22 protein-coding genes are annotated in these 25,590 nt (G+C 36.8%); 5 read left to right on the top strand and 17 right to left on the bottom strand.

Going from position 1 to position 25,590, the window contains the following annotated elements:
* Positions 1-107: 107 nt before the first annotated feature.
* The 8 genes from PGL02S_RS20105 to PGL02S_RS20070 all read right to left on the bottom strand — a co-directional run bounded on the left by PGL02S_RS20105 (position 108) and on the right by PGL02S_RS20070 (position 6,094).
* Entirely contained in the window at positions 108-626 is a 519-nt protein-coding gene (locus PGL02S_RS20105) for a hypothetical protein (protein WP_063477472.1), read from the bottom strand.
* 17 nt (positions 627-643) lie between these two features.
* A complete protein-coding gene (locus PGL02S_RS20100) occupies positions 644-883 on the bottom strand; it encodes a hypothetical protein (RefSeq protein ID WP_063477473.1) in 240 nt (79 codons plus the stop codon).
* Positions 884-1,070: 187 nt separating this feature from the next.
* On the bottom strand, positions 1,071-1,523 hold the full coding sequence (locus PGL02S_RS20095; RefSeq protein WP_063477474.1) for a hypothetical protein: 453 nt from the start codon (positions 1,521-1,523) through the stop codon (positions 1,071-1,073).
* Between the two features lie 1,010 nt (positions 1,524-2,533).
* Complete coding sequence (locus tag PGL02S_RS20090; protein ID WP_063477476.1) at positions 2,534-2,881, bottom strand: hypothetical protein; 348 nt, start codon at positions 2,879-2,881, stop codon at positions 2,534-2,536.
* 447 nt (positions 2,882-3,328) lie between these two features.
* A complete protein-coding gene (locus PGL02S_RS20085) occupies positions 3,329-3,883 on the bottom strand; it encodes a hypothetical protein (RefSeq protein WP_063477477.1) in 555 nt (184 codons plus the stop codon).
* A complete protein-coding gene (locus PGL02S_RS20080; RefSeq protein ID WP_063477478.1) occupies positions 3,880-4,272 on the bottom strand; it encodes a hypothetical protein in 393 nt (130 codons plus the stop codon). Before PGL02S_RS20080 ends, PGL02S_RS20085 begins: the two co-directional genes overlap by 4 nt.
* Positions 4,273-4,693: 421 nt before the next feature.
* Entirely contained in the window at positions 4,694-5,131 is a 438-nt protein-coding gene (locus PGL02S_RS20075; protein ID WP_164762883.1) for a 5'-3' exonuclease H3TH domain-containing protein, read from the bottom strand.
* A gap of 3 nt (positions 5,132-5,134) precedes the next feature.
* Positions 5,135-6,094, bottom strand: coding sequence for a PIN domain-containing protein (locus PGL02S_RS20070; protein WP_063477480.1), 960 nt, complete (start codon positions 6,092-6,094; stop codon positions 5,135-5,137).
* Positions 6,095-6,360: 266 nt separating this feature from the next.
* Between PGL02S_RS20070 and PGL02S_RS20065 the strand changes: the two genes are divergently transcribed.
* On the top strand, positions 6,361-7,419 hold the full coding sequence (locus PGL02S_RS20065) for a hypothetical protein (RefSeq protein WP_063477481.1): 1,059 nt from the start codon (positions 6,361-6,363) through the stop codon (positions 7,417-7,419).
* A gap of 506 nt (positions 7,420-7,925) precedes the next feature.
* Here PGL02S_RS20065 and PGL02S_RS20060 read toward each other — a convergent pair.
* The 5 genes from PGL02S_RS20060 to PGL02S_RS20040 form a co-directional block, all read right to left on the bottom strand.
* Complete coding sequence (locus tag PGL02S_RS20060) at positions 7,926-9,179, bottom strand: hypothetical protein (RefSeq protein WP_063477483.1); 1,254 nt, start codon at positions 9,177-9,179, stop codon at positions 7,926-7,928.
* A gap of 99 nt (positions 9,180-9,278) precedes the next feature.
* A complete protein-coding gene (locus PGL02S_RS20055; RefSeq protein ID WP_063477484.1) occupies positions 9,279-10,592 on the bottom strand; it encodes a CHC2 zinc finger domain-containing protein in 1,314 nt (437 codons plus the stop codon).
* Between the two features lie 404 nt (positions 10,593-10,996).
* The gene (locus tag PGL02S_RS20050; protein ID WP_063477485.1) at positions 10,997-12,142 is read right to left on the bottom strand and encodes a replication-relaxation family protein; all 1,146 of its coding nucleotides are present in this window, start codon (positions 12,140-12,142) and stop codon (positions 10,997-10,999) included.
* A 3-nt stretch (positions 12,143-12,145) separates the two neighbouring features.
* On the bottom strand, positions 12,146-13,057 hold the full coding sequence (locus PGL02S_RS20045; protein ID WP_063477486.1) for a S1 RNA-binding domain-containing protein: 912 nt from the start codon (positions 13,055-13,057) through the stop codon (positions 12,146-12,148).
* A 164-nt stretch (positions 13,058-13,221) separates the two neighbouring features.
* Complete coding sequence (locus PGL02S_RS20040) at positions 13,222-16,206, bottom strand: type IV secretory system conjugative DNA transfer family protein (protein WP_255308656.1); 2,985 nt, start codon at positions 16,204-16,206, stop codon at positions 13,222-13,224.
* Between the two features lie 821 nt (positions 16,207-17,027).
* On the opposite strand from PGL02S_RS20040, the gene PGL02S_RS20035 reads away from it, so the two are divergent.
* Positions 17,028-17,450, top strand: coding sequence for a hypothetical protein (locus tag PGL02S_RS20035; protein WP_174806178.1), 423 nt, complete (start codon positions 17,028-17,030; stop codon positions 17,448-17,450).
* A 44-nt stretch (positions 17,451-17,494) separates the two neighbouring features.
* Here PGL02S_RS20035 and PGL02S_RS20030 read toward each other — a convergent pair whose 3' ends face one another.
* The 4 genes from PGL02S_RS20030 to PGL02S_RS20015 all read right to left on the bottom strand — a co-directional run bounded on the left by PGL02S_RS20030 (position 17,495) and on the right by PGL02S_RS20015 (position 22,810).
* Positions 17,495-18,196 (bottom strand): hypothetical protein, encoded by a 702-nt coding sequence (locus tag PGL02S_RS20030; protein WP_063477490.1) that lies wholly within the window; start codon positions 18,194-18,196, stop codon positions 17,495-17,497.
* Positions 18,197-18,941: 745 nt separating this feature from the next.
* Positions 18,942-20,489 (bottom strand): hypothetical protein, encoded by a 1,548-nt coding sequence (locus PGL02S_RS20025; RefSeq protein ID WP_063477491.1) that lies wholly within the window; start codon positions 20,487-20,489, stop codon positions 18,942-18,944.
* 558 nt (positions 20,490-21,047) lie between these two features.
* Complete coding sequence (locus tag PGL02S_RS20020; protein ID WP_063477492.1) at positions 21,048-22,310, bottom strand: replication initiator protein A; 1,263 nt, start codon at positions 22,308-22,310, stop codon at positions 21,048-21,050.
* A gap of 158 nt (positions 22,311-22,468) precedes the next feature.
* Positions 22,469-22,810 carry a hypothetical protein gene (locus PGL02S_RS20015; protein ID WP_063477493.1) on the bottom strand — a complete coding sequence of 114 codons (342 nt, stop codon included), beginning with the start codon at positions 22,808-22,810 and terminating at the stop codon, positions 22,469-22,471.
* A gap of 369 nt (positions 22,811-23,179) precedes the next feature.
* Between PGL02S_RS20015 and PGL02S_RS20010 the strand changes: the two genes are divergently transcribed.
* The 3 genes from PGL02S_RS20010 to PGL02S_RS20000 all read left to right on the top strand — a co-directional run bounded on the left by PGL02S_RS20010 (position 23,180) and on the right by PGL02S_RS20000 (position 25,360).
* Positions 23,180-23,452 (top strand): hypothetical protein, encoded by a 273-nt coding sequence (locus PGL02S_RS20010; protein ID WP_063477494.1) that lies wholly within the window; start codon positions 23,180-23,182, stop codon positions 23,450-23,452.
* Between the two features lie 989 nt (positions 23,453-24,441).
* Positions 24,442-24,843: a hypothetical protein gene (locus tag PGL02S_RS20005; protein ID WP_063477496.1), complete on the top strand. Its 402-nt coding sequence runs from the start codon at positions 24,442-24,444 to the stop codon at positions 24,841-24,843.
* A gap of 145 nt (positions 24,844-24,988) precedes the next feature.
* The gene (locus PGL02S_RS20000) at positions 24,989-25,360 is read left to right on the top strand and encodes a hypothetical protein (RefSeq protein ID WP_063477497.1); all 372 of its coding nucleotides are present in this window, start codon (positions 24,989-24,991) and stop codon (positions 25,358-25,360) included.
* Positions 25,361-25,590: the final 230 nt, after the last annotated feature.

The raw sequence follows: 25,590 nt of genomic DNA, 5'->3' as shown, positions 1-25,590 counted from the left end.
TAACTCAGCGTCCGACTTTTAACTGGGTTGATAGGCACATCTCTAACGTAGTAGATCCGTTAGGTCTCTACTATAAAGAAACTGCACAACCACACTTATTTTTAATTCTACTTAAGAACAGCAACTACACTAATGGTTTCATCCTCATCAGAAATAGTTTCGTCAGGTTCATATGGAATTTCGTTTCCCTTTTTCCACAAAATTTTATAGCTATTAAGCTCAGGATATTGTGGATCCTTTTCATCTAAGAGCTCTTTTATTTTTTTTAGAATCTCATGAGGAGAAAGTTCCCTTTTTAATAATACTCGCAAAGAATTTGTAGTAACATATGCTTCGCTTTCTTCGTTAAGATAGATTACCTGATCTATAAGGTTTGGTCTATAAACACGGCGTTCAGGTGAAATCTCCATGAAACCCTCTGATGACCGATTAAAAGGTATTCCCTCTTGTACTAGATATTCTTCAAGTTCTTCAAATTCTCCATTAATCAGATATCCATTTGAATAGCAATATACGTTCTCACATTCCTCTAAATGACCTGGTATATAAGAACTTATTTTATCCCAAATATGGGTAGGGTATTGTGCTTTAACAATTTCAAGAGAAGCATGATAATAGTCTGGCATCTTAATCACTCCTTAACTTAGATTGAAATGTTATCCTGATGAAAAACAACACCATTAATTGTTTTGATAACATCAGCGTTTATCCTCACATGGCATCTCTCATCTCCATCAATTCTTGTTCCACATAAACAATTAACATTACCGTTATTCGTCATAGGTTCCCAGCCACTAAATTCAATTTTCCAAGTTTTTCTCATAAATTGAACAACAAGGACTTCACTTTTAGCGAAAGGTTGTAATAAAACTGAATCACTCATTTCGGTGCTTCACCTCTTAGAAAAAGTTTACTATCAACATGGCCGAAATCTGTAATCAAAATTATAGAGCTAAACATTCTCTGGATTTTTAAATGTTATTAGTATCAGAATGATTCACCTCAAAATAAAAAGAGCAAAGGCGAATCAACTCGACCTAATTGCTCTTTTTACTGTATGATTCAATTATTCAAACCAACAAGTCAATAAGATAAGTACGGAAGTAAGTATCGTAAAATTCATCCATCATAACCGGTCTCCATCCAGTTAAATTTTCATTCTCACGATTAGCCTGTTTAATATAATTATTATATTTATCAGCAAATGCAAGTAGAAGATGAAATTCGAGATCTGTCCATACACTCGGAATAATCAAGGTTTGAAGTGATCCTTTTTCAAGAAGGGCAATATATTCTGCCAAATTCCCTTGGTCTATTGCGTTCATGACGATCTTTTTATAATCCATTTCACTAATGTAATCAGGCACCGGAAGATCTCTAACATCGAAGGCGTCCGTCCCATCATCATTCAAGGAAAACCAAACTTCTGATTGATTGTTAATATCGTCATTCTTATAAGTGTAATACACGGTAAGCCCGCGATATTGCACTAAAATAGCTGGATCCACCCAAGTCAATGGCATAAAAAATCCACTCTCCTTTATTATTAAAAATAACGGGTATTCGGATTTAATGGTGGAAACAGATGATTCAGTTTCCAGTCACATCCGGTTGATTACATTTTTATCTCCGACCACACTCTACACAACAATCCCATGATTTTTGAGGGCATCCAATGCGCCCCGTATATTCTTCCGGAACCATTGACATTTAAAATGTTCACCGCTTCGTCATAGGTGTTATAATAGCCAAGTGACTTACCGAACCCATCGGTTAAATAATATTCTTCATATAGAGTATCCAACGTTTCTCCCACCTTCCTGCGCAAAATGAGTCTACTATTCTTCGCTAATAACCAATTTCACGAAATAATGGATTACGTCAATTGATCATTCCACCATTAAATCCGAAGAGCCAAAATAACTAATGATAAGAAAAAAAGAGCTAGCAACCATTAGTCGCTCGCTCCTTCTTGAATGCCCACCCAAAAGTGCATCTCTTTTAGGTGAAATGATAATTACTTAGAAACAGATCCAGTAATGATTACCAGCCTGTTTTTAGCAGCATTTCTGCGCTGCATGCGGGAGATGGCAATAGCAAGTTCACGTTGAGACATGTTAAATTCCTCCTTGAATGTGGTTTGGGTTGTGAAAGTGAGCAAAGCAAAAAACACCCACTTTTTAACATGACCAATCCATTCAAATAGAATGCCTACAAAAGTAGAATTTGGTCACCTTAAAAAATAGGTGTTGGGAATTAATCTCTGAAAGTGTCTCTATGACCCAGGCCTGAGACAAAAAATAAAGTAAAAGTAATTTATGCGTCTTATTATATCACATCATATTGATTATGAGAATAACAAAGTTGTTCTGTCATGAATTAAAAAAATTGACTAGTGAAATCTATATGTCAATTCCATAATAAATGTAAAAAGCACAGCTTGCATCAAGCTGCGCTGGGGGTTTATGAAGACTAATTAACCATGCGGGATGTTTAGGGCTTTCTTGATATGGAAGAGAGCTTCTTCCTAAAATTACCGCCGGCCGATTCTCATCCAATTGAAAGGTACAAGTGAAGTTTTCAGGGCTGCTTCAATATTTCGATGGGCCCACTCTTCTGTACACTCACCTTCAAAAAATGCATTAATGGAGAAATCGAATATAACTTCATTGTCTTGTCTTGCTATATTTTCAACTTCCATCTCGATCGATACTATTCTTTTACCATCCTCTTTAATTGACTGAAGACGCTTTAGAAATTCATCTAGTAGTAAACTATAATCCATTTTTCTATGTAGAGAAAATTGAAAGCGAACGTGAAACTCGTTTTCCTCTTCCCCCATCAATGAAGACCATTGTATCTTTGAATGCTTCTTTATCACTCTTTTTATCCTCCCCAAGCTAACACCGCATGTGTATTATACCATAGACTATTAAGCATTGCGTTTCAAAATAATGCCTTTTATCTACCCATATAACCCCTTTCTTTATATTCTAAACAAGGAATGAATATAAAAAAAGACACCCCTCACATATATGTTCTCTTTTGAGAAAGTCCCTCCTTAAAGGTGAGAACAAACATACCGGTGTAAGTGCCTTTCTAATGGCCCTTGCCGTATGGCAGAACCCAAAATCCCCTTATATATGTGATTATAGTACCATGGCAATTTCTAAATTGAAAGTTGATATTTATAGACTTTCTATAATTAATAACTTGGTTATCTTTATTTTTATTACAAGTATTAATAATTCCATTGATGAAAATTCAGTTCCTTAAATGAAAAAAGAGCCGGTTTTTTACCCGACTCTTTTTTGTGATTCTTTCAGAATTAAACAGCAATCGATTCAATCCAATCTGTCTTAATTCCTTTCTCGTGAAAAAGCACATCAGCAACCATTATGAGATTTGTATACTCAGGACCATCTGAAGATGGTTCAATATTCTCTGCTATGCATTGAGCGATAATATAATTAGTATCTGATCCATAAATAGTCCTTACATGTTTTTCGTTTGTATAACCATGTACTTCGATTTCCTTTGCAATTTGCTCTTCGGTATAAGAGCTTAGTTCAACCTCCACAAGACGGATTCGATAAACCCCTCGTCCATCCTCTGTTAGCTTATGGTTCACAACATCCAGCACATCGAACCTAGTATCCGTCACACGATAGACCCACTGCATCTCTGATGTCTTCTCCCACTCGCTTGAGCGAACATCATCATAATATCCATCATTAATAAGTTCATCTTCAAAAACAGACTTTAATATTTGGGGATCTGCAGATTCTGCAAGTCTGATCAAAAATTGTTCAACCTCAATCGGATCCATCTCGCCTATGCGCGAAACCAACCAATGGAGAGGAGTAAACCATTTTTTACTCATATAACAACCTCAGTTCTTGCGGTAACAACCATACATACTTTCATTAGACGGTGTATATCTCGTATCAGAAGAGACCTTTGATTTAATAAATCGAATGATTCTAATCGAGCTAGTTCCATAGCTGTGAACCCCGCTTCATTTAATAGAAGAGATATTCTTTTTTCTGCGTCAGACTGTGGTGTGTTAAGAACACCAGCTGCATTTTGTTTAATTTGAATAATGTCTGATTCATATGCTCCGAGCATAAGATAAAGGTGCATCATAAAATCAAATTCTACATTATCATCAGGTGCATACTGCATTTTGTTAGCATTGATGTAACGTGCTTTGGTTTTTCTTAATGCAGCTAATTTTCTCGTCATAACCTCTGGTTTAATAGATTTGGACATTTTCATTCACTCCTTGGAATAATGGGATAGTAAAAAAGACACTTCCCTTCTCTGCCCGAAAAACAAAAAATGCACTTCATAGAATAATCAATCCATCATTAAAATGATGTTGATCACTTATGAAGTGCATTGTTTACGGAATATCCTCACGCCGCTTGGCCAGGATCAGAAAATGAAAGTATCTAAAAATATTTTATCACTAGTGCACTTAATTTACAAATTTATCAACTTGATCCATGTCGTCCTTGATACTGATCAATGATAAAAATGTATCTTCGTCAAGTACCATAACACCTAATTTAGTATCTTTGTCAAGCTTACTTCCTGCTTTATCACCTGCTACAAGATAATGATTCTTATTAGATACACTACTTGCTACTTTCGCTCATTACGAAATGAGAAGAAGCCCAATTTCTGGGCTTCAAGCAGCATTACTTTTTACTTCGATTTCTAATTCAGCCATCATCTCAAGATACCCTGAACGATTAATCTTAATGGCAAGATCCTCCCAAGCGACTGCCTTCATTTCCGGTACATCGAGTAAAATGGTTGCAAGTTCCCGGCTCAACAACCCGCTCTCCGATCCCATGAGAAGTTTTTTCTCGACCCCCTTAAGTTTTGGATCGTCTTTTTTCCTATTTATCTCGGATACTGCTGCTTCCATACTTCCATATGTTTTTAATAATTCAATTGCACCTTTTGGCCCAATGCCGGTAACACCTGGAATATTATCACTCGTATCACCGCAATAACCTTTGTAGTCTATAAATTGAGTTGGTGTTATCCCATCATATTTCTGCATGAACATTTTTAGATCAAATGGCTCATCTTCTACTAATTGAACGATATTTGGGTCCAACAATTAAAAGTAGTCTTTATCGTTACTCCAGAGTAGACAATTACCATTAATCTCTGTAGACCACCTTTTAGATAAGCTGCCTGCTAGGTCATCTGCCTCCATGGTATCTACATGGAATTGCTGAATGTTCATGGCACGAAACACTGACTTTGCAGTCTCTATCTGCTCCTTAAATGGTACTGGATCTTCTTTATTATCTCTGTTTGCCTTATAAAAATCTGCTAATCTTCGTCTCCACAATGTAGATCGGCCTCCCGGTGGATCCCATACTACAGCGATATGTGTAGGTGCAAATCTACGAATCATTTTAACCAACTTCTCGGTCAGTGGTTTAATCGCATTCGTAAATTTCCCTTTTGAAGACTTCATTAACTCATGCTCTTCTTTAGAATAAGCAGTTGCCCAGTAACATCTTGCTAATAAGTTCATTGCATCAATGATTAAAAGAGATGAGGACATTGTTGGAGGGGTTACTGTACTTCTATCTGTTGAAGTTAGTTTTATTTCATTTTCAGATAAAGGTACCGCCGCTTGAGAACCAACTTGAGTTAAATGATTCATTCCAGACTGCATTGGCTGCCAATCTGCTTCAACCAATTGAAACTGAATTCCTTCACCGCTGCATAATAAAACTTCAGAAATATAACCACTTTCTACTTCGTGCTCTATAATCTTCATTGATAATTCCTGAAAGATAGCTTTTAATTTCTCTGAGGTACTACCTATTATGGATACTTGAAATATATTTCCCTCTTGTGAGATGGGATTCTTAGCTGGCTCGATGTATCCAAATTCTTGTGGATGAAGGTTAGGTCCTATGAGAATCTCAAACCATCCATCATCTGTCAACTCAGCTTTTCTTACTTCTCCAGCTCTGCTCTTCCATTGTCGATAAACACTTTCTAAACATACTCTCAAGCTTTTCTCCGTGGCCTTAACAGGCATTTTTGCACGTAGTTTCATTCTCGTTCCCTCCCTATTTGTGGTTAATTGATAAGCGACATAACAAAAAGAACCACGATAAATGGGCAAAGAAATGACAATGTCATTTACTAGACACATTTAAATCGTGGTTCTAAGATAAAACTCGGTATGTCGCCTGACGCCGAGAAGTTTTTAAAATGTTATATCACGAATGTATCATATTCGTGATCACATTTCCACTTTCTTCATTCTAAAATTGTATAAACCTTCCACACCGATCTATAATCACTGTAGAGGTGATAACAGTGAAAACGAAAAATAAATTTAATTTCTCAAGCTTGCTTTTTTGGGTAAGTGGTCTTACAATCGCTACCTATCCAATTGCATTTATAATCGAAAAAAGCTTCCCAAATCTTCAGCTTTTTACAAATTACAATTCTAATCTTCATCAATTGTATTCTCTTTTTAGTACAAATATATTAGTGTTCAGTGCTTTAATTGTCACGATCTTTTTTACCGGATCTAAGCGGCTATATGTAGAAGTTGCTTCAAGTATCCGTCAGAGACACATTGATATGGAAGTTGAAAGATGGAACGCTACACCCTACATATCGCCATTACATTTGTACTACATGATCTTCCCACCTCAGGCTTTTCATCAATCGAGAAGAGCACAGGTCTTTGATTATACATATCGTTATAATGTAGATCATTTTCGCAATCGGATCTTTAATAACGTTAATTACACAACATTTACACCTGAAAAACGGCCGAATCTGCTAAAAGTAATTGGTCCGAAACTCTCAGCAGAAATAACAGGATATATTTTTGGTCTTACTCTATCATTTGTTATTATGGCTTATTTGAACGATTTAAAGCATTGGTATTCTGGATGGTCTACCTTCCTCATTCCTGCACAAGTATTTATCTTACGACGTATCTATTATTTAATGAAAGCCGTGCTCTCTTCTGGGGCAACATATAAAAAAATTGATAGGGCTTTCCTCGCCAATTACGGTGAGGTAGAGCCGAGAATCAAATGGTTTCAACTATTTCCAAATCAGCGTATGGGTCAGGTCATCTTAGATGTATGGAAAAAGGAGAGTGAAAAACGACAAGAGTTGTATGATCGTATTTTGAAACGCGGAACGCAAGGAATGCCAGTATTCGATTGTCCTACAATTCCTGAACGTCCATTTACAGAGGATCATATTCCGGAATGGGCTAACACTGCAGAAGAACATTATATAAATCTGAAGGACCAACAAGCATATGCAGATGAACACATTTATCCCCAAACCATCAAAACACCATCAAAAGCCAAGATAATTTCATTTGAACAACATAAACGCAGAAAAATTTGACGTTTACCTTGTGAATCATTTACAATAACCACATAGCAACCTTGCATCGGTTGCTCGCACTTCCTTGGAAGCAATGGGTTGTGACCAAGAGCGCAAAGCACGGATAACGGAGGTCTCTTCTAATGAAGGGATCTCTGTTTGTTTTTGAAGACGGGATGGAGTATCCTTCTTATAAATTGAAACATAAAACGGCGGAATACATCTCTTTCATTGATAACAAGTGAGTTATGATCAAGTAGCCCAAAGGAACAAATACGAAAAAACTCCTCATATAGACTGGGGAGTTTTTTCGTTTTGGTCTTACTTCAGTATGTCCATTAAATTCAGCATATGTAATAGCTTGAAGATGGTAAGTATCGAGAAAGCTATACTTGCGAATTTCCGAAGGATTCTCATGGTTTTTCGTGCAAAAATAATGACGATTACCAAAGTAATAGCAATTAAGATATATGAGGGTGTATTCAGTATCGTATCTAATATCTGTTGCAAATTAATCACTCCTAGAATTAGAATAACGTAATTGCTTCCGATGTTAGCGCCGGTGGCATTAGTATCTCTAGCTGCTGAGTAGTATGATAATCTTCAAGACTAGACAACTTTTGTATATTGAAAGCAAGACATTTTTCTTCTGTCCATTTTTGTTCAGGGTAAACTTCATCTGTTTTTATATGACCATGCTCAGTTATAACCGTCATGTATCTTCTTCCCATAAGCGCCCCAGTAGAGTCACACTGAAAAGTTTCCCCTTTAAAAATAAGGGGGCTGCTGCAGCCTAAGAGATGAAAATTTTGATGCTCCCCGTAACGCTCCATGACTGTGTTCACTATTCTGTGCCTCTCTTCTTCTTTTAGGCTTAATAGGCCACCAATCGCGATGACATCAAACCCCCTCCCATCCCTTACAAGAGTATCAAGAGCATCCATGGGGGATTGTGGATGCCAAATTGGAATTGCCTTGATCCCTCTTCTATACAGATAATTCAGATTAAACATTGATTCCTCCGGATCTCCTGTTTTATCTAGGTTAAATACATCAAACAAAACAGACTGATGTCTTAAGATAAACTCTGCGTAATCCGTTATTCTCACAGGATGTTGGCTTTTAGCCTCTAATTTGCGTAGTTCAGAGATTTGTTTTGACCAATTGCTCGTCCCTTCCTGCATAGTTTGCAATCGATCTTGGACGACATCGATCCTTTTTCGTAATCGATGCATGCTATATTCACCAGAATCTAAAAGAACCTTTAAACCCAATTTTTTGATGTGATATTTCCATGTTTCGTGTTTGTCCGTTCGAAGATTCCAATAAGAGAACAATACAAACCGTCCTCCATGCTGCTGTATCATGGCAAGATCACCAGGACTTCTATCAGCTCCGGCGAAATAAAAACGTGTACCTTTAAGTACTAAACGCATGATGCTTCTCTTACCTAAACTTTTTTTCATCTTGGCTAGGTCACTCAAATGTACGAACATTTGACGGAGCAACCCCATGAGAAAACTATTAAATTTGTAGAAATCACCCAACTTCTCTCGTGTAACCGCTCTTCTGTAGAGTAAATACTCTATAGCACTTCTTATTTTTTCCCGTGGAACTTTAATTAGATTTTTGCTTTGTTCAGTTTTAAAGAAAACATACTTGTTGGTGATACTCTCAATGAAATTCACTTTTCCATTTCCTGTGGTAAGCATCATGCCTTCTTTTGCTTTTTTTGAAAACAATCTTTCATGTTCTCTTGCTTTTATAGTGTAATAATTCATATCTATTCTTCTCCTTTAAAAAGATATAAAAAAAGAGCGGAGCACTGCGCTTCGCCCTTTTTTTATAATTACTCATTCATTGTTTAAGAAAATCAAAACTTAAATTGCAAATGGTAGTCGTTCGTTTGTTCTTAGATCCGTAACAACAGGAAATTTTAAATTTATAAGAAGATCATCCAATCCTTTACCGTCCTTCGGATTCCAGGCCCATAATTCGGTATGTATGCCCTCTTCACTGATTAACTGTTTTCCCAAGTTAACAAGTTGTTTAAATACTTGTTCATTTTTCCCGGTAGGTTTTTTCTCATCATGAAACGCGTCAATATCATACGCGATTGCAACTTCCTTTATCCCATATTTTTTAAGTAGTGGGAGCACCTCACGAAAGTTACCCACCCCAGGAATACCAAAAACAAGCATATTTAATCGATCCGCTGAAATATAACTCTTATGCTCTCCTTCAATAATAAGTGCTTTCTGAATTTTATAAATTGCAGATATATCAGTTCCTGGTTCCCAGATGGCCATAACCTTTGAAGGGAGTACAACATTAATAGGCGCACCCGATTCAGCTCCTCCTCTTCTGATAAAATCTCCTTCGTTTACAGGAGCTGAAGAGAACCAGACATATTTCTTCTTATTATCGTAATTTGTTCTGATGCGAAGACGAATAATTCGTCCCAAGTCATCGCGTACCGGAATATAATATTTCCCCTTACCTGCTATTAACCAAAACCAGTCCTCTTCGCGATTAGGATTTCCGCCATTCCTAAGAAACTGAGTAAAGCCAGGTACTCTCTCAATTTGATAACCTTCGGATATCAGTGTATCAACAATTTTTTTTGCATGGTCCAGTGTTTTAGGAATGGATCTTAGACCTATAGCACCAATTTGTTCTCGTGTATACTGACGTTTAGATCCAAGCCATTCGTCTAAATGTTCATCAAAAACGGGACACAAATCTAAGAATCTTCGATAGGTTCGATCACAGACATCAGCAGAAGCAGCCGGAATTACGGGGACCTTGGGTCTGTCCCTTGGGACGTAGGTAGGTCGCGATTCATCCATCAAGATGGTACCATCTCGATATTGAACCGGGATCCCCATCAGTTTCGCTATTCCCTCAACTGAACGATAAAAATCTTTCTTTGAATCATAACCTTCAAAGTGATGCCAACTGTAAAAATTGATTGCATCACCTTCGGGTCCGCAGCCACCTCCACCATAACACTTATAATACCCAGTAGAAATTTTGATATAAGTATCCGGTGTTTTTTCCTGATGATTTGGGTTCGGGCACCTGAGATTCCAATGGTTTCCGGACCTCCTAAGATCATACCCCAATACATCTGCGAGTTCGTACACAGATACCTTCTTGACCATATCAATCGTTTCTTGAGACAAATACTTCATGTAATCCTTCCTTTCATTGGAGAATACTCAAATGGGTTGTGATAGAAGCCAAAAAAGGCCATTTAAAGCATTAACAATTCCCTTTTAAGAGGTGTTAATACCTTAAATGGCCATTCTTCGCTTACAAGAAATAGCTACATCATATAGTCCTTATGCCGCTTGGCGAGACCCATAAAAAATCATTTGATTTATTGATATAATATCATAATTCTATGGGAAAAAGAAGAGCTATCGATTAAGTCAAAACTACATTGACGCCGCGTTTCTCATTCCCGTTCAGTAGTATCCAACTGATTTTTTCCTTATCGTTGAACAAGTGTACCATATAAAATGAAGCATAAGCATGACAAAAAACAACCGAAGTAATTCCCCGGTTGTCTTGTCATTGAGTTCGATTAAAGGGATTATTCCTCAAATTCATCTTCATCCGGTTCACTCATTTGAGAGTTAAGATATTCGGATGCTGTCATACCTGTTGCTCCTGATTGGAGGAAACCGATTCTCTTGACAATAAGACTATTTGAATCAAAATCCCAAGCCAAAAACGTGTCAGAACCAAGGCCTTGGATCAGGCGTTCATCCGTAGTAAATCGAACTTCAACATTAGGCATATACTGCTTTGCAAGTTGTGCTAAAAAAGGAATCCTTGAATCACCATCAGCTACGACGATCACACGAGTCGGTTTTTGAAATCCATTTACATGATCTATCGCGTTTTGGGTTTTTTGAAATCGATTCTTTACCTTTCCAACCCAGTCCTTACCTGCTCGAACAGTCTCAACCCAAAATATCCGCATTTCACCTGCATCTTTTATAACCTGGAAAGTTGCTGTCGGGTGATGTACTTGACCATTTTTCAATCGAATTAGAGGGTTTCTCTGCCATGAAATGAGACGATCAATTTTGCTAAGTTCACTGTAGATTTCAGCTGATACAAGATCAAGGAATAGGGGAGCCATTTCTGGGCCTCTACCTGCCTGAAGCTCAATCGGTTGAAACCAGAAATCCTCGGCCAACTTCCGTTTTAAAATGATCTCGGCTGCATCATAGCCTGCTTTTGTTAGTGCGTAGACTAGGGGTTTCTTCCTATTATTCTTAAGTGGAGTTACCCAGCTAAAAGCACATAGGATACCCGTCCGTCGGCATTTTTTTAAGAACTCAATGACAACTTTATCATCATCGGTTTCTTTAAACACCACCCTACGAATTTGACTACGGGTTGCAATTCGGACATTTGAAAGGAAATCCAACAATCGAATTTCACGCTCAGTAAATGTTCCATCTTCGATTCTTTCCTGTAGCCAATATCGGCCCGCACGTTGGCCTTCATTTGGATTATGGTAATACATGGTCGCATAAGGGTCAGCAAAACATCCGAAAAGCTCTCCGTTCGGCAACAGAAAGTCCATTAGATCGTTGGGGCACAACGAGTCTTTATAAGGATTTTCTTGAGCCACTGGTGGCGTTAGGAGGAGTGAAGAGGTCTTCTCCACTCCCCCTGTACCAGCATGTTGGTGCTGATCAAAAGATAGAAGCTGTTCTTGAGACATAGATTAACCTCTGTTGCCTCGACGGATACCACTATTCCTAAATGAAGGATTATTTGCCCCGATTTTATTTCGTGGGAGTACAATGGTGCCAAAGATCTCCCGCTTTTCTACATCGATTGTTTTAATTTTGACTTCCAATTCATCACCTGGTTTAAACTTTCTCCCTCGTGTACCGGCAGGAAAATAAGTCAACACACTCAGCCCCGGCTCAAGTTCTAAGAACATCCCATGAACTGGATGAATGCGCTTGAGCTCGGCCAGATAAAACATTCGTTCCTTGTAATTGCCGATATTGTCCCATGGATCCTGATTAAGAATCTTAGCACTTACTTGAAGCGTGCCTTCAGAATTCTCCTCATTGGGTTTTCCGAGTTCGAGAATCTTCACTTCAATGCTATCCCCGATACTATATACTTCACGAAGATCGTCATACAAACTGTAACCTACCTCAGAACGATGCAACTTAACCTGTACACCTTCCACTAGGATGTAAAGATGGTAAGGGTCAATACCACGAATAAAAGCCTCGTAGATCTCTCCTACCTGAGCATTGTTCCAGAATCGATTTGCTGATAATTTCAGAGCTTCAATCCGGTTAGCTACAAATGTACCCACTTGCTCGTCTGGTTCTGTTATAAGGGTCTCTACTACAAACTCAAAAGTTTTACCCATAAAATTATGGAGACCTTTGAATTCATAATCATCGATTTTGTTTCGGGGAAGATAGCCGTAAACCCCTTCATAATTTAGCTTTAAGCACTCCATTCTGAGATCACCAAGGGAAATCTCCTCCAAGCCAACCGCCTTAGCATAAAGTACCCGTTTACGGTTTTTCGCTTCTCGAAGTGATAACCATGTTACCATTTGCTCATTCAGTTCCTCATCGATATGTCGTGAAACAGTTCGTTTTGTCATCAAAAGCACCTTCCCTTGTTATAAGTTTTTAGATTTGATGGACGACGAAGAAAAAGAGCACCTCTAAGAACGGGCTTTTGGCCCGACACTTAGAGGTGCTCCCTCTTTTTCGTTCATTATAAATTTACTAACTCAATAGTATTTGGTTCTAAATGAGTTGTCAACTAAACGTCGTCTTCCTCTATTATGATGCCGGTTAATGTTTCTGGGACTAAATCATCTTGGTTATTTACCACCGATTCGATTTCTTTAACCTTTTCATGTTGAACATGAGTTTCCTGCGGAGTATGTGGATTATTACTTGAATTTACATCTATTGCGTCAGATGCCATAAGGTCATCCAGACTCCACTCTTTTGCTATTTTATCTTCAAGTGATCCATGATCCATTGCGGTTTGTTCTTGTCCTACTGTGACTTCCCGAATCAAATTCTCAATTGCAGTTCCAGTTTGGGCGTTTGGTTCAGAGAGAACAGGTAAATCCATCCAAGTTATATGTTGTTCACCTGGAGAATCTGTTGACCCTGGATTATTTCCATTGAAATGAATCCCTCCTTCATATTCATTAACGTCATCCGTAGGATCTGGAGCGGCCGGCATTTCTATTTTCCAATCGATTAGTTCTGAATTTGCAGATTTTGAATTATATCTTTCGACTGATGAACTGACACCTTCATCAAAAACTTCGGTTTCTTCAACATCATCAGTTCTAACAGGAAGTGCATTTTGTTTTTGATTCTGATTCATTTCGTGTGCAATTGATTCAGTTTCTTCTGACGATTCCACCCTATTATCTCCATCAGATAAAGGTTCCTCAGTTTGTTCTTTTTTGGTGAGCTTATCCAACAACTCAAATGGACTTAACTTTTCCACTGTATCAATCGCAAGTTTTTGAATCCAGTTCATCGGGTCACCCAGACCCTTGTATTTACTTGTTTCTAATTCAGCCTGTCCAATTTTAACAAATCGTTTTAGAAACTTAGTCTCAGAAATAAATTTCCCGTATGCTTGTATTGGTACTTCTATTGCACCGTCTGGTTTAACCATTTGTACGATGAATCCTTTAAATTCTTGCTCCATAATGTCAGTTGGCGTAAATCGGGGAGCTAATTGGCGTGCTGTATTATAACGGTACCCTAAACTTGGATTCGGTTGGCTGACTGGTGTGACGGATTCATTCATACTTTCCTCTACCTGTGCTTCTTCTCCAAACTGTTTACTAAACAACTCATTATCCGAAATCTGACCGCGACCAAATACCGTTTTGTTGGAGGCATTAGACATGATTGTTCTTTCATAGCCTCGGACTACGGACTCTAGCTGCCCCAATGATTGAATTGCAATTAGGGTACCTACATAATATGAGCGACCAAGTGTAAGTAAACGTTCAAACGCTTCGTTGATGAAAAGAGGAAATTCATCAATATCAAAAAGTATAGGGCACCGTTTGTATCCATCTAACTCTGGAGGTCTCCTAAAGACAGCGGATTGAAACTGACGAATAAAGAATTGACCGAACATCATACTTAATTCTTCAAGTTCTCCCAGTGCAGTATTGACTAAAAGAACCCCACCCTCATCCAAAAATTTATCGATATCGAGTACTTCATCATCATCGTTCGCAACCATAAGTTCAGCTAGCATGGCATTCATACAGATATCATTCACATATTTTTTTGCACCAGAAATAAATTTATCTTTCAAATTCTCAACTACTTGTCTTCCTTCATATTTATGACCGTCTGGATATAGAACCGGCATAATTTTATCTTTATCTTTCCAAGTTTTTAATTGGATTACTTCATCCTCAAAATAAGAACAAACTCTGTCATATCGATCTAATAAAATGCGAGTTTCCTCTGTTAACGTTGGATTTTCTAAATTTTTTATAATCCAAGCTCTTACTTCTTCTGTCACGTCAGCCAAGTAACGCGGATCTGTATACATTTTTTGCATATGAATAATAGAAAACATATTACCGTATCTTATTTTACCGAGCATAGTATATAAAGCAGCAGTCTCACCTTGTTGATCTTTAAAAAATTTGTCTTGGTCGCCAGTAAGAGCATCGAGTACTCCTCTGAACGTTTCTGCTGCTTTTTCTAAAGGACCGACAAACGGATTAAACTTTGTTGAATGAATTAGATCCGTGGGATCTACTACCTTGATTTTGCTTTTTGGAATACCTAATTTCTCGCAGAGACTAAGAACATCGCGAATAAGATCCCCCTTTGGTTCTAGTACACACACACCCATCTTTCTTCCTCTTGCGATACGAATTAGATCTTGTACTATCCTAGTTAGAATGGTGGTAGAGGTTTTGCCTGTACCTGTTGCCCCCACAACAAGTTCATGGAGATATCGTGATTCCTCAACTAAAACAATAGGTTTTTTTGTCGCCTTATCCCATCCAATAATAACGTCTGCTTTATTATTACGTAATGAGAATGATTGTCTTGCCAAAGGACCGAATTCCCATGTAAAGAACATCTTCCGCAAGTCTTCATTCATTAGAAATTGTTTTAATAACAAATAAAAACCTGTTATGCAAATAAACACAGGCACGGCCATCAAGATATACCCAAAACTCGCCATTGATTTTACTGCTAGGTACTCTTTATCAGATTGGATTCCTGCAAAAAAATCAAACATGTAATGCTCCACGTACCAAGCAAATACAGCACAATAATGTGCGAGTAAAGCAAATCCATTTATCGCTACTGAGATAATTCGTCCTTTTTGACCTTTCCAGTCTATCAAGGTAGTGTATCCCTTTTTAATTGGTTGAGTTACAGTCGAATAAAACCAAGTAAATATCGGTAGATTCAAGAAAAAGAGACACCACCAAATCATATGACTTTCCAAATCAATGAATGGTATACTCATCAGCTGGATTAGGAAATCAGGTGGGCTTTCAAAAAAAAGCGTGAGAAACGTCTCGACACTGCCTGAATTATGCTTCCATTGCGAAAGATAGATAATGATAGCTGAATAGCCCGTCATCAGGTTCAATATCATCAACAAGGTAACAAAAATGGTATGGAAATATTTACGGTAAAATTCCATTACCCGCTCGCGATTATCCACCCAATATTTTCGATATAGAGCAGTTAGCAATGACATCGATCTTTCTTCTTCCTCTTGCTGCATATTATTCTCCAGTTCTATCTCTCCTTTCTTAGAGTCGAAGATTTTCAGTTATTGCTATGAAAAAGAACCTTCTACAATCAGTTTGCTTTAGCTGATAAATCTACTGCACTTGTTCTCCCCCCTCGTTCGAACGCAAAAAAAGCACACGGAACTAACTCCTAACGGAGTTAGCCCGGTGCTTCCAGGTCAAAGTGATTAATTATTTGCAATCTGCTTTTATTATAATGGAACTAAACACTTTCGAGAAATCGTAGATATAAATCTGTTATTTCTAACTTAATGGTTTCTAATGGTACACTGATATTAGGATTAAGTAAGCCATGGTTTATCAGATTTAAAATCAGCTAAAAAGCACAGTAAGGAGAGGATTTATTTTGTTTCCAGTAATTATTGTTAGTTTAATCATCTTCCTATTACTCTTCATGTTCATAAAAGGATATATTCATTCAAAAAATGAACGTGCAAAAAAAGAAAAAGCCTTTCGTGAAGAATTATTGCTAAAGATTAAAGAGAATACACCTTCTTTTCAGGAGGAGACAATGTCAACAATCCTATCTATCTCGACAAAGGATCTCACATCATATCTGGAAGAGAACACTTTAATTCATCAAGACGTTTACAATCAACTTCTCAAAAAACATTTCGAACCAAGTAAATAGTAATTAATTTAATCAAGTGCCCCTATTTGACTTCTGTTTTCCCTACTGTTTCTCGAATTAAAATCTGTTGTTTATAATGACAATAGTTAATTGGATATTCTAGAATATGGGGGAAAAAAGAGTATGTCACAGACAAACATCCTACATCTGTATGAGGTCCTGATGAAACCGGGACCCCCAAGACCAAAAAATAAAATCATTGAATCACTCCAATATGAGGATGCTTTGGCATTGTTGAAGCGTGTTTTTCATTCGGTTATCGCTGATCCATCATCATTCTCTCAAGATCAGAAGTTCTTAGCGTTAAGCCTTGATTATCAAACAAACCTTTTGTATGCGGACATAGGTACTGGTTTTAAAGAGAGTATTGAAACGTGTATCGATTTAACCACTCTCTATAAGCCAGATATGAAGAAGTTTATCGTTCTTCTCTTCAAACTTCCTGAAGAAATAAATGTCTTATCTGAAAATGATGCGAAAAAATCAGTTGCAAATATCAATTCTAGTGGTATTTCACCACAGGATCTTTTTAACAATTCAGAACGATTTGAATTGGTTCATGTGAATGACTATTCAAATAACTAAAAAAATGGAAAAGCCACGGATCCTAAGATCCCGCGGCTTTTCTTTTATTCTTCAGATGGCTCGTACGTTCTAATAGAAAGTAGAAATCGTTCTGCTTCTTCGTAATTGTTATTACGCATTTTAATTAATTTATCTTCTGACATGAAGGAGTTAAAAGAGTATTCATTACCACCAACATACTGTGAAATTGGCTGCAGTTCACATTTACCAAGTTGGTTTACTACTACTTCGGATATTGATACGAGCTTATGGGCCTCAACAGTTAGAACGAAATCGATCGCATTCAAGTTTTCCTCCGAAATAGTGCTGTCCCTTAATAGTTCATCCGCTTCCTCCAAGGCGAAATTAAGTGTATTACTCTCCAAAGAAGCTAATCCTTGACCTCTTTTACACATCTCTAAAAAAAATTGAATATTTTCTCTAGTAAGGCCATTTATTACTGCAACATTAGATTGTAGAAAAGTCTCCCCATCGGGCTGCTCTACTCCGATATCATAAATTTTTCTTCTAGGGTACAAATCCTTGATAGAAACTGGACCAAGATACATAGTGATATCTTCTGTTGTTGTTTTTGAATCAAAGAGGGTATTCAGTAATTCGTCTCCACCAGCTCCTTTTCTGCCGTGAACAAGAATATTCACTCCGCAGTTCACCATTGCTTGAAGTAAAGTGTACACTTCAAAATTAAACATTCGATTGTAAAAGTACATGTTATGAAGAAACTGTCTTTCTTGTGCCTTTTCCATAATTTTTGCTCCTTTCAAAATAAAAAGCACCCTGAACGACATATAAGCTCACAATGGTGAGTTTTATGGTTCAGGGTGCTTCCCTAAAGTAAATATTTTGAATAATTTTAATCTTGAATTTATTATTCCATAACCTATAGCGTTTTGTAAAGAAAAGTATATTTAAAAAAGTCTTAGATAAGGAATTTAAGGAATAAGTATTTCTCCACCTGCTTATAATAGGATAATACATAGGTTTTAGATACTAATAAATAAAACGACACTACGGTAATTTTTGAGCTAAAAAGTCAAGCAATAAAAGGATTTAGGAGCCTTTATAGAATATAAATCAAAGTAAAAAGTGCTAATGTGGAATACTAAATTGAGCTGTACCTTATTCTATTAATATAAAACCAAGTGAAATTAATCAAATGGAAAAGACCAAGTTATCAACATAAATTAACTTTTATAAACTTGGTTTTATATGATTTAGTACATTTCACATGGATAACGATAAAGTAAACAGATATGTTATTTGATGGACTAAACTTATACACAGAAATATCACAGGTATTAACTTGGAATAATATGATTTTATGGCCAGAAGACCGGCTGCCAACTTAGTTATCAACAACCTCAATTTGTTAGAACTATTTCTTGCAGACAAAAGAGTGGGCTTTTCTAAAAAAAATATCCTTAGGGAAGTTATAAGCTGCAATGCAAAGAGCCCTCAAAAAGTAAGAATTTTTGAGAGCAGGTTGAGGGGTTAATTAGAAAACACTAGGTTCTCTAACCGGAAGTTATATGGTAGAAGGCGCTTACCAGGTAATCTAGGTAATTTTGGTAATTCCCCACGTATCCAATCTTCTACAACTTTTGGATTAGTGTTTCGAATAGCTAAGAGTGCATTATACTCAAGATCACCGTAATAAAATGGATCAACCTTTTCTATTAATGCCTCTCTCTTTATGCTATCTATATCCAAGAATTTTCGTAGTTCTTGATACTGATATGTAGTGGGACCCGCTCCATAATCTGAAACGTCCCAAGGCAGAACAGGGTAACTTCTGTTCAGTGATTTTATAGTTTGTTCCATGCGAATCCGAATTTTTTTAATTCCCAGTTTTGATTTTAAAGCTGCCTGCGAGAAACTCCATTTCCTTTCTTTGACTAGCTCCTCCCTAGTTTCAGGATATCGAACAAATTCATCTGCTCCTACCTTAGTGATCACTTTATCGAGGATTGTATTGAACTTATCCTCGATACTGTGCTTAATCATGTATTCTGGATTACGAGGCAGGATCCCCTTCTCTTTTACATATTCCATCAAATCATGAAAAGCATGTCTAATTAAACGGACACTTACCGGCCGTAGTCTTTTTACTAGACGATTAGACAAATGTTGGTCTGAAAAGAGTTCTCCAATTCCGTAGAAATCAGCTTCCCTTTTTAGAAACGAAAAAAACTTTGGATAAAGAGAGCAGGCATCCAGAGGATTGTAATATTTTTGTTGATCTTTGTTCACTACAGGAATTAAAAATTCTGAATTAAATTTCAATTCTGCTTTATATCCATTTTTCCCTTTAACCAATTGCACACTATCTAAAAGCTTTGCATTAGTTTTAGTTTCAACTGGAAGTAAAAGTTGAGCCAAATTATTGAGAATATCAGAGATATGGCTCTTCTGGCTTTTATGTAAAAAAGACAAAAGACCGGAAAATTGAGCGTGTCTAAAAGTCTTATCCACTTGTTTCAAATTCCTAGTAATGATCTTTTTTGAGCTGCCGCTCGCCTGTGCATAAGCTGAAATAATCAATTTCTTCTCTGCCAATGTTAATTCATGAAACACTTTAGTAAATACAAACGGATGAAACAGGACATAGTGGCCAATTTTATTGGTTTTCTCGTTCATGAAATAATTTAACCTATGTCGAATATCCCCATCTGCTGATTCTTCGGAGAGAATCAATTGATGATGAGAAAATTTTTCGAGAGCAGCATAAAATTGGCCTTCGCTAATAGGAGACTCAAATTCATTTTCTAGACGCCGATATAAAGCTTTCCTATTGGTAAGATCAATATACCCGTAAGCATTACAACAGCGAAAAAGAATAAACGCTAGTTGAAGATCTGCATGAGTAAGATGATCTTTTAATCGCAAAGTACCACCATCTCTAAATGAAAACTTCATTCTGCTACTAAAGTTTAGATTCATATCGAATAACTGATTCAAGAATAAGGAAGTGATCTTTACAGGATAAGTTGCTTTACTCTCAACGATCCCCAATCTATTACCTAAAATGAGTGCTTTCATTCCTCTGGCACCTCCTTCCTATCGCTTTTTTGTGGACTTAGAAGCTAGATTTTGATAATATAAAGTTAAAGAAGACAATATTAAAGCAGGCCTTCTATCAACCATTTTTAAAAATGGAAGAGAAAGCTTTGAAAGTGAGATCTGGTGGCTGCCGGTGATCTCCGTATATGTTCCAGGATATCTAGTGTTGGTAGCACAGATATCCAGAGAAGAGTCCTTTGACATTTGAAGGGCTCTTTTTATTTTATCCACTGTGGATAACTAATCGAAAAAGGTCGAATTTTCCACAGGTTGAATCTAACTTGACAATAGCATTCTTAAAATCGTTTGGTCAATCGGGGTTCAGTATATACTTTGGGCAGGGGTTCAGTATATAGTTCGGGGCTCAGTATATAGTTCGGGGTTCAGTATATAGTTTGTTTAGGGGCTCAGTATATAGTTCGGGGCTCAGTATATAGTTTGTTTAGGGGTTCAGTATATAGTTTAATTCTCTTGTTTATGATAAAATATTTTTATTGATAAATAGATTATGATAATATATAAAAATAAGCCGACGCATCAAGTAGAATGCATCGGCTCATTTTTAGTTAACATGAGTTGAAGTGTCTCTTGGATTACCTCATTGTCATGTTTGTCTATTTCTATTGGGTATTTGTTACTCATCTGTAGAAGGTCTCCTGGCACGAAATTAATATATTGAATACTTCGTCTGGGACCATATACAACCTCATAAGAACTGATTACATCCATCGTTTGAAGCTCTTGAAAAGCATCTAAAATCCCGCTTACAACGAGTGAACGATTCTCTGTTTGTAGATTCAGGTGTTGAGTAAGAGTATCGACATGATACGATGTTACATTCTGAGCACAAGAGTTTATCATGTTAACATACAATAGTTTTGTAATCGGCTTATGAAGGTCGTTAAATAATACAACGTTCATATGAAGGAAATTACCTGCTTGTAAGGAATCATGGATGTGCCGATGAAAAGTAACACTTGCTGCCCTTTCCCTGCCTGGCTCTTCCCCATCACGTAAAATAAACTCAAGAGTATCGATCGGATGATACAGAATTGTACGCTGTCGATATTTACTACCTGGTAGATAATACTCTTCCATGATGATTTGGGTCCGTGAAAGATTTATTAGGCTTTCATGCAGCTCCATGTATTCCTTTCCGGAAGGTTCTGTTTCCATTGCTCGAACCAACTCGTTAAAGTTAAATGAAAATTTTTGTTCACCGCCGTTTTCGAAATATAGCTTGGTAAGTCCAGCGAGTACACGAGCGTCAAATATTCCTAAGAAAACACCATTAGCATTTTCATAGTAGAGTCGTCTAAATCCGTTTCTGGTTTGCTGAACGAATCCACCGGAGTATTTCTTTTTCATCACTGCTTTTGAATGAGAGCCCGCACCAAATAGTCCGTGTTCGATGAGATTCGTTTCAATCGGTGTGTCAGGGACTTTGCGATTCTCAATCTTTTTTATTTCCAGCGCTTTTTCTAACATTTTGTATTCTAATTCAAGAATCATTTGCTGCATGTACTTTTGTTCATCGATTGGGACTTTGTTTCTTTCATCTTCATTAACTTGACGAGTTATTTGATTATATTCGTTCCCAAGTTGAGTAAACTCTAATGAGAGCTGGAGTGTTTTATGGCGTACCAATCGTTTAGCAGACTGGTGAATATTAGGTGCTAAGTGCATGTCAATCTCTTCTTGTGAAAGATTCATCTTTTTAAGTTGTGTGAAGACCTGAATTATATTAAGAGCTTCATGACGTAGCGTCCCTCTTATAACTTTCATAATCTTGTCCTCCATTACGTGCATTTCTCCTTCTATTGTATATTTAAAAAGAAAATAATAAAAGCACTGAATGACAAATGCCCCCTATTGGGGGTTTGTCATCAGTGCTTCTGATGTTGTTCCTTATAAAATTCCATGATTAATATAACATAGAATAATCATCACAACAAAATTCAAGCAAATCTCGCCTTAACAGGTGGCTTAGATGCCACTCTTTCAAATCGATCTGGAGGTAATTGATTGAGTTCTTCTATACAGCTTGTTAAGTACGCGATTTCCGTATTGGTTTCAGAGAAAATAATTGAGTTTATTCTTTTTATCACCAAGCTCCTTAATTTTTCCAGTGAGAGATAGAATTCTATATTAAACGGGTTTCTTTCCGGATTCCATTTATTTAGTTCCTCATCTATCCATACTAACTCTTCTAGGTAATTAGATAAAATTATACCTGAATGATGTACCTCAAGATACTCAATTTCTGCTCTATAAAGTTCTTTTATTTTTTCGGTCAACATGCTACATTTCTCCTTAATTTTGAGCCTGAATTATCAACGATAAATAGGAACCTAAGCAGTTTATTTCTGTAGGTCTATGTATTCAAAGAGGATAGTATACAGAATAATGCGGCTTTCTTAACATTAATGGCAAAAAAAAAGAAAAGCACCCTCTAAGCCTTAAGTGGCTAAGAAGGGTGCTTCCCTTATGTGTAATTATTAGATTAATTATATTATCCTAGCTTCTCTTTGGATAGTCAATAAATAGAGGTTAAACGAGGATATAAACACTGATGTGCTATCGATGTTTACTGATCCGTTATGTTTATCGAATTGAGTGTGATTGTGTTACGATCACATTGATGAAAGATGTATTGAGGGGGTTTTTTTATGATAGAAGAAGACCAAGACTTAATCGGTCAACTGATTTCAGCTCAATGGGTATTTAACGACCAGGAACTTTCAAGAGAGCGACTGGAAGCATTATCAGAGGAGAAACTTCAGGCACTAAGTATAGAAATTGAACAAATAATCAAAACTTCACTTGAACGGAAAGACTCCTTAATTGATGAGGTACAACTTCTTTCCTTAATGCATGTTAAGATGACAATCGATAACGAACTAACCAATAGAAAGGGAAAGCTAAATTTGAAAATAAGATGATATAAGTCTCATTTCGAAGCAGACTTGTTTCCTCTCTAAAGGCATATGGTATGAAACGCTAAGGAATACATCAAAGTCGATGCCTTTTAACACGATTTTTGTGACATTCCCGCTTCATTTTCCATTAGAAACCTTCCTGCAATTAAATATTTGTTAGCAGATACAAGAGCGAGAGATAATGAGTGGAAAAGCAGGAGTAAGACGATTGTAACAACAGCGACTATTACAAAAATAAATCGATCTTGGGGTTATTTCTTACAAGTTAATATGTTTATAGCTTTTATATGCCACCTCTCTAATAGATTATTAAGGTCGAGATAAATGAGAATATGATCATTATTAATATCAAAGCATAATGATCGGTCACTTTCTGATTGAATTTCGACAGAAAGACAAAATAAACAGTGATACCGATACCTACGAAAGGGGCAATTATCAGAGATGAAAGAGTAGGAAATCGGTAATGAAGTAAAGCAGAACCCATTCCCATGCTAATTGCAAAAATCAAAGAGATTATTATAAATAATTTTCTTTTTATAAGGTGTCCCTTGGTATCATTGACGTTATTCAAATCCTACTAGCTCCCTTCTACTTAGTTTTTAACATTAGAAGAGCACCCTGAATAACAACCTTCTTGGTTGTATATTCAGGGTGCTCCCCTGGTGTTGATCTTATAATTTTGATTATGCTTTTCATAAATGAAATTGTCAAATAAATCAAAAGAATTTACTGGATTCATGAATTAAATATAGCTATAATATAAGCAAATAAATAATTCTCTTCTACGGTAGGTCATGCGACTAACCGATTCTAAAATCCTTATGGATTCGATGCTACTTGGCAAGGGCCATTTAGCTCCTTCTTTTAGAATTCGGTCGTATGGCCTTTTTTATTTTGATTTAAAACGACTATGAGGGTGATTCGGATAAGGCGTGTGAAAACCCTAATTGTTTTTGGAAGGAAAGTAGTTAAATAAGGAGTTGCTATTAATGCTTAGGAACAAGCTTTTCGGTATCCTTTTAATCTTTACAATAATTTTTTCTATAACGGCCTGTAACAACAAATATACAGCTATGGACAATCCTCAGAAGAGAGAATTTGAGTACCGATATACAAAAGAAGTGGGTAAAGTTATCCGACTGTACAAGGATGAATATGATTATGTCATGGGATTAGAATTGGCTAATGGAGATCGACACAAATTGTTGATAACCCCACAAGACTTCCATGAACTTGGAGTTTTGGACGATGTGGTTGTCAAAACAAAGTGGGCGAAAGAGAAGAATTCATCTGAAGAAGAATTTGGGTGGAGTATTGAAGTTTATAGAACTTCTTCTGATGAGGGAAAATCCATCTTGAGTGATGACAGTGTTCAGTTAGTAGAACAATAGATGGTGCAGAGTCAGTAAAATGTAATCATGGTTGTGTTGGATTGTATTCACACTAAGAATAAACCACTGTTGAGTTCAGAATTTTTAACTCGGTAGTGGTTTTATTTATTTTCTAACAAATAAATGAGAGGTTAGGTGGTTTTGAATGACTGTGACTTTGCTTATTGCTTTTGCAATTGGTGGAATTGTCAATGCTGTTGTTTCTGCACGAATTGACGGTGTGCTCTTCCCGTATATTAAAAAGGTGGGTAAGAAACGCTATCTTAATTTGGGTATTCTAGGTGATTTCTTCATCGGAGGTTTTGCTGCTTTAGCTGCTACCGCTCTTCTCGAACCTACCACGCTGGTTAAAGGAGTAGGTACAGCTGTTCTTGCCGGGTTCAATGGTTTCTCTTTCTTGGCCAAAAACGCCCTAGCTAGATCTGGGGATCCGGAGGAGACCGCAGAAGTAGATAAGCTTTATAAGAAGTTTATGCAAGATACTCCCGTCGATAATAAGAATAATAAGGAACAATAATGAAAGTCGGCCCAATGGGGATTATGTAAATTAATCCCCACATACATATCAATTAGTTGGGACTCTAGTTTTTAGGAGGAAATATGCATGGATAAATCAAATGAAGATCTGGATAATCTAATTCATAGGTTCTTTCGATTATATCATTTGTCAAATAGTGCAATGGAAAAGGACGAATTCGGATTAAAAATAAAAAATCTAATACGTAAACGTAAAGAAACAAATGATCA

It is taken from the genome of Paenibacillus glucanolyticus NBRC 15330, assembly GCF_004000885.1.
GTDB lineage: Bacteria > Bacillota > Bacilli > Paenibacillales > Paenibacillaceae > Paenibacillus_AQ > Paenibacillus_AQ glucanolyticus.
This window is presented reverse-complemented; position numbering and strand designations above follow the sequence as displayed.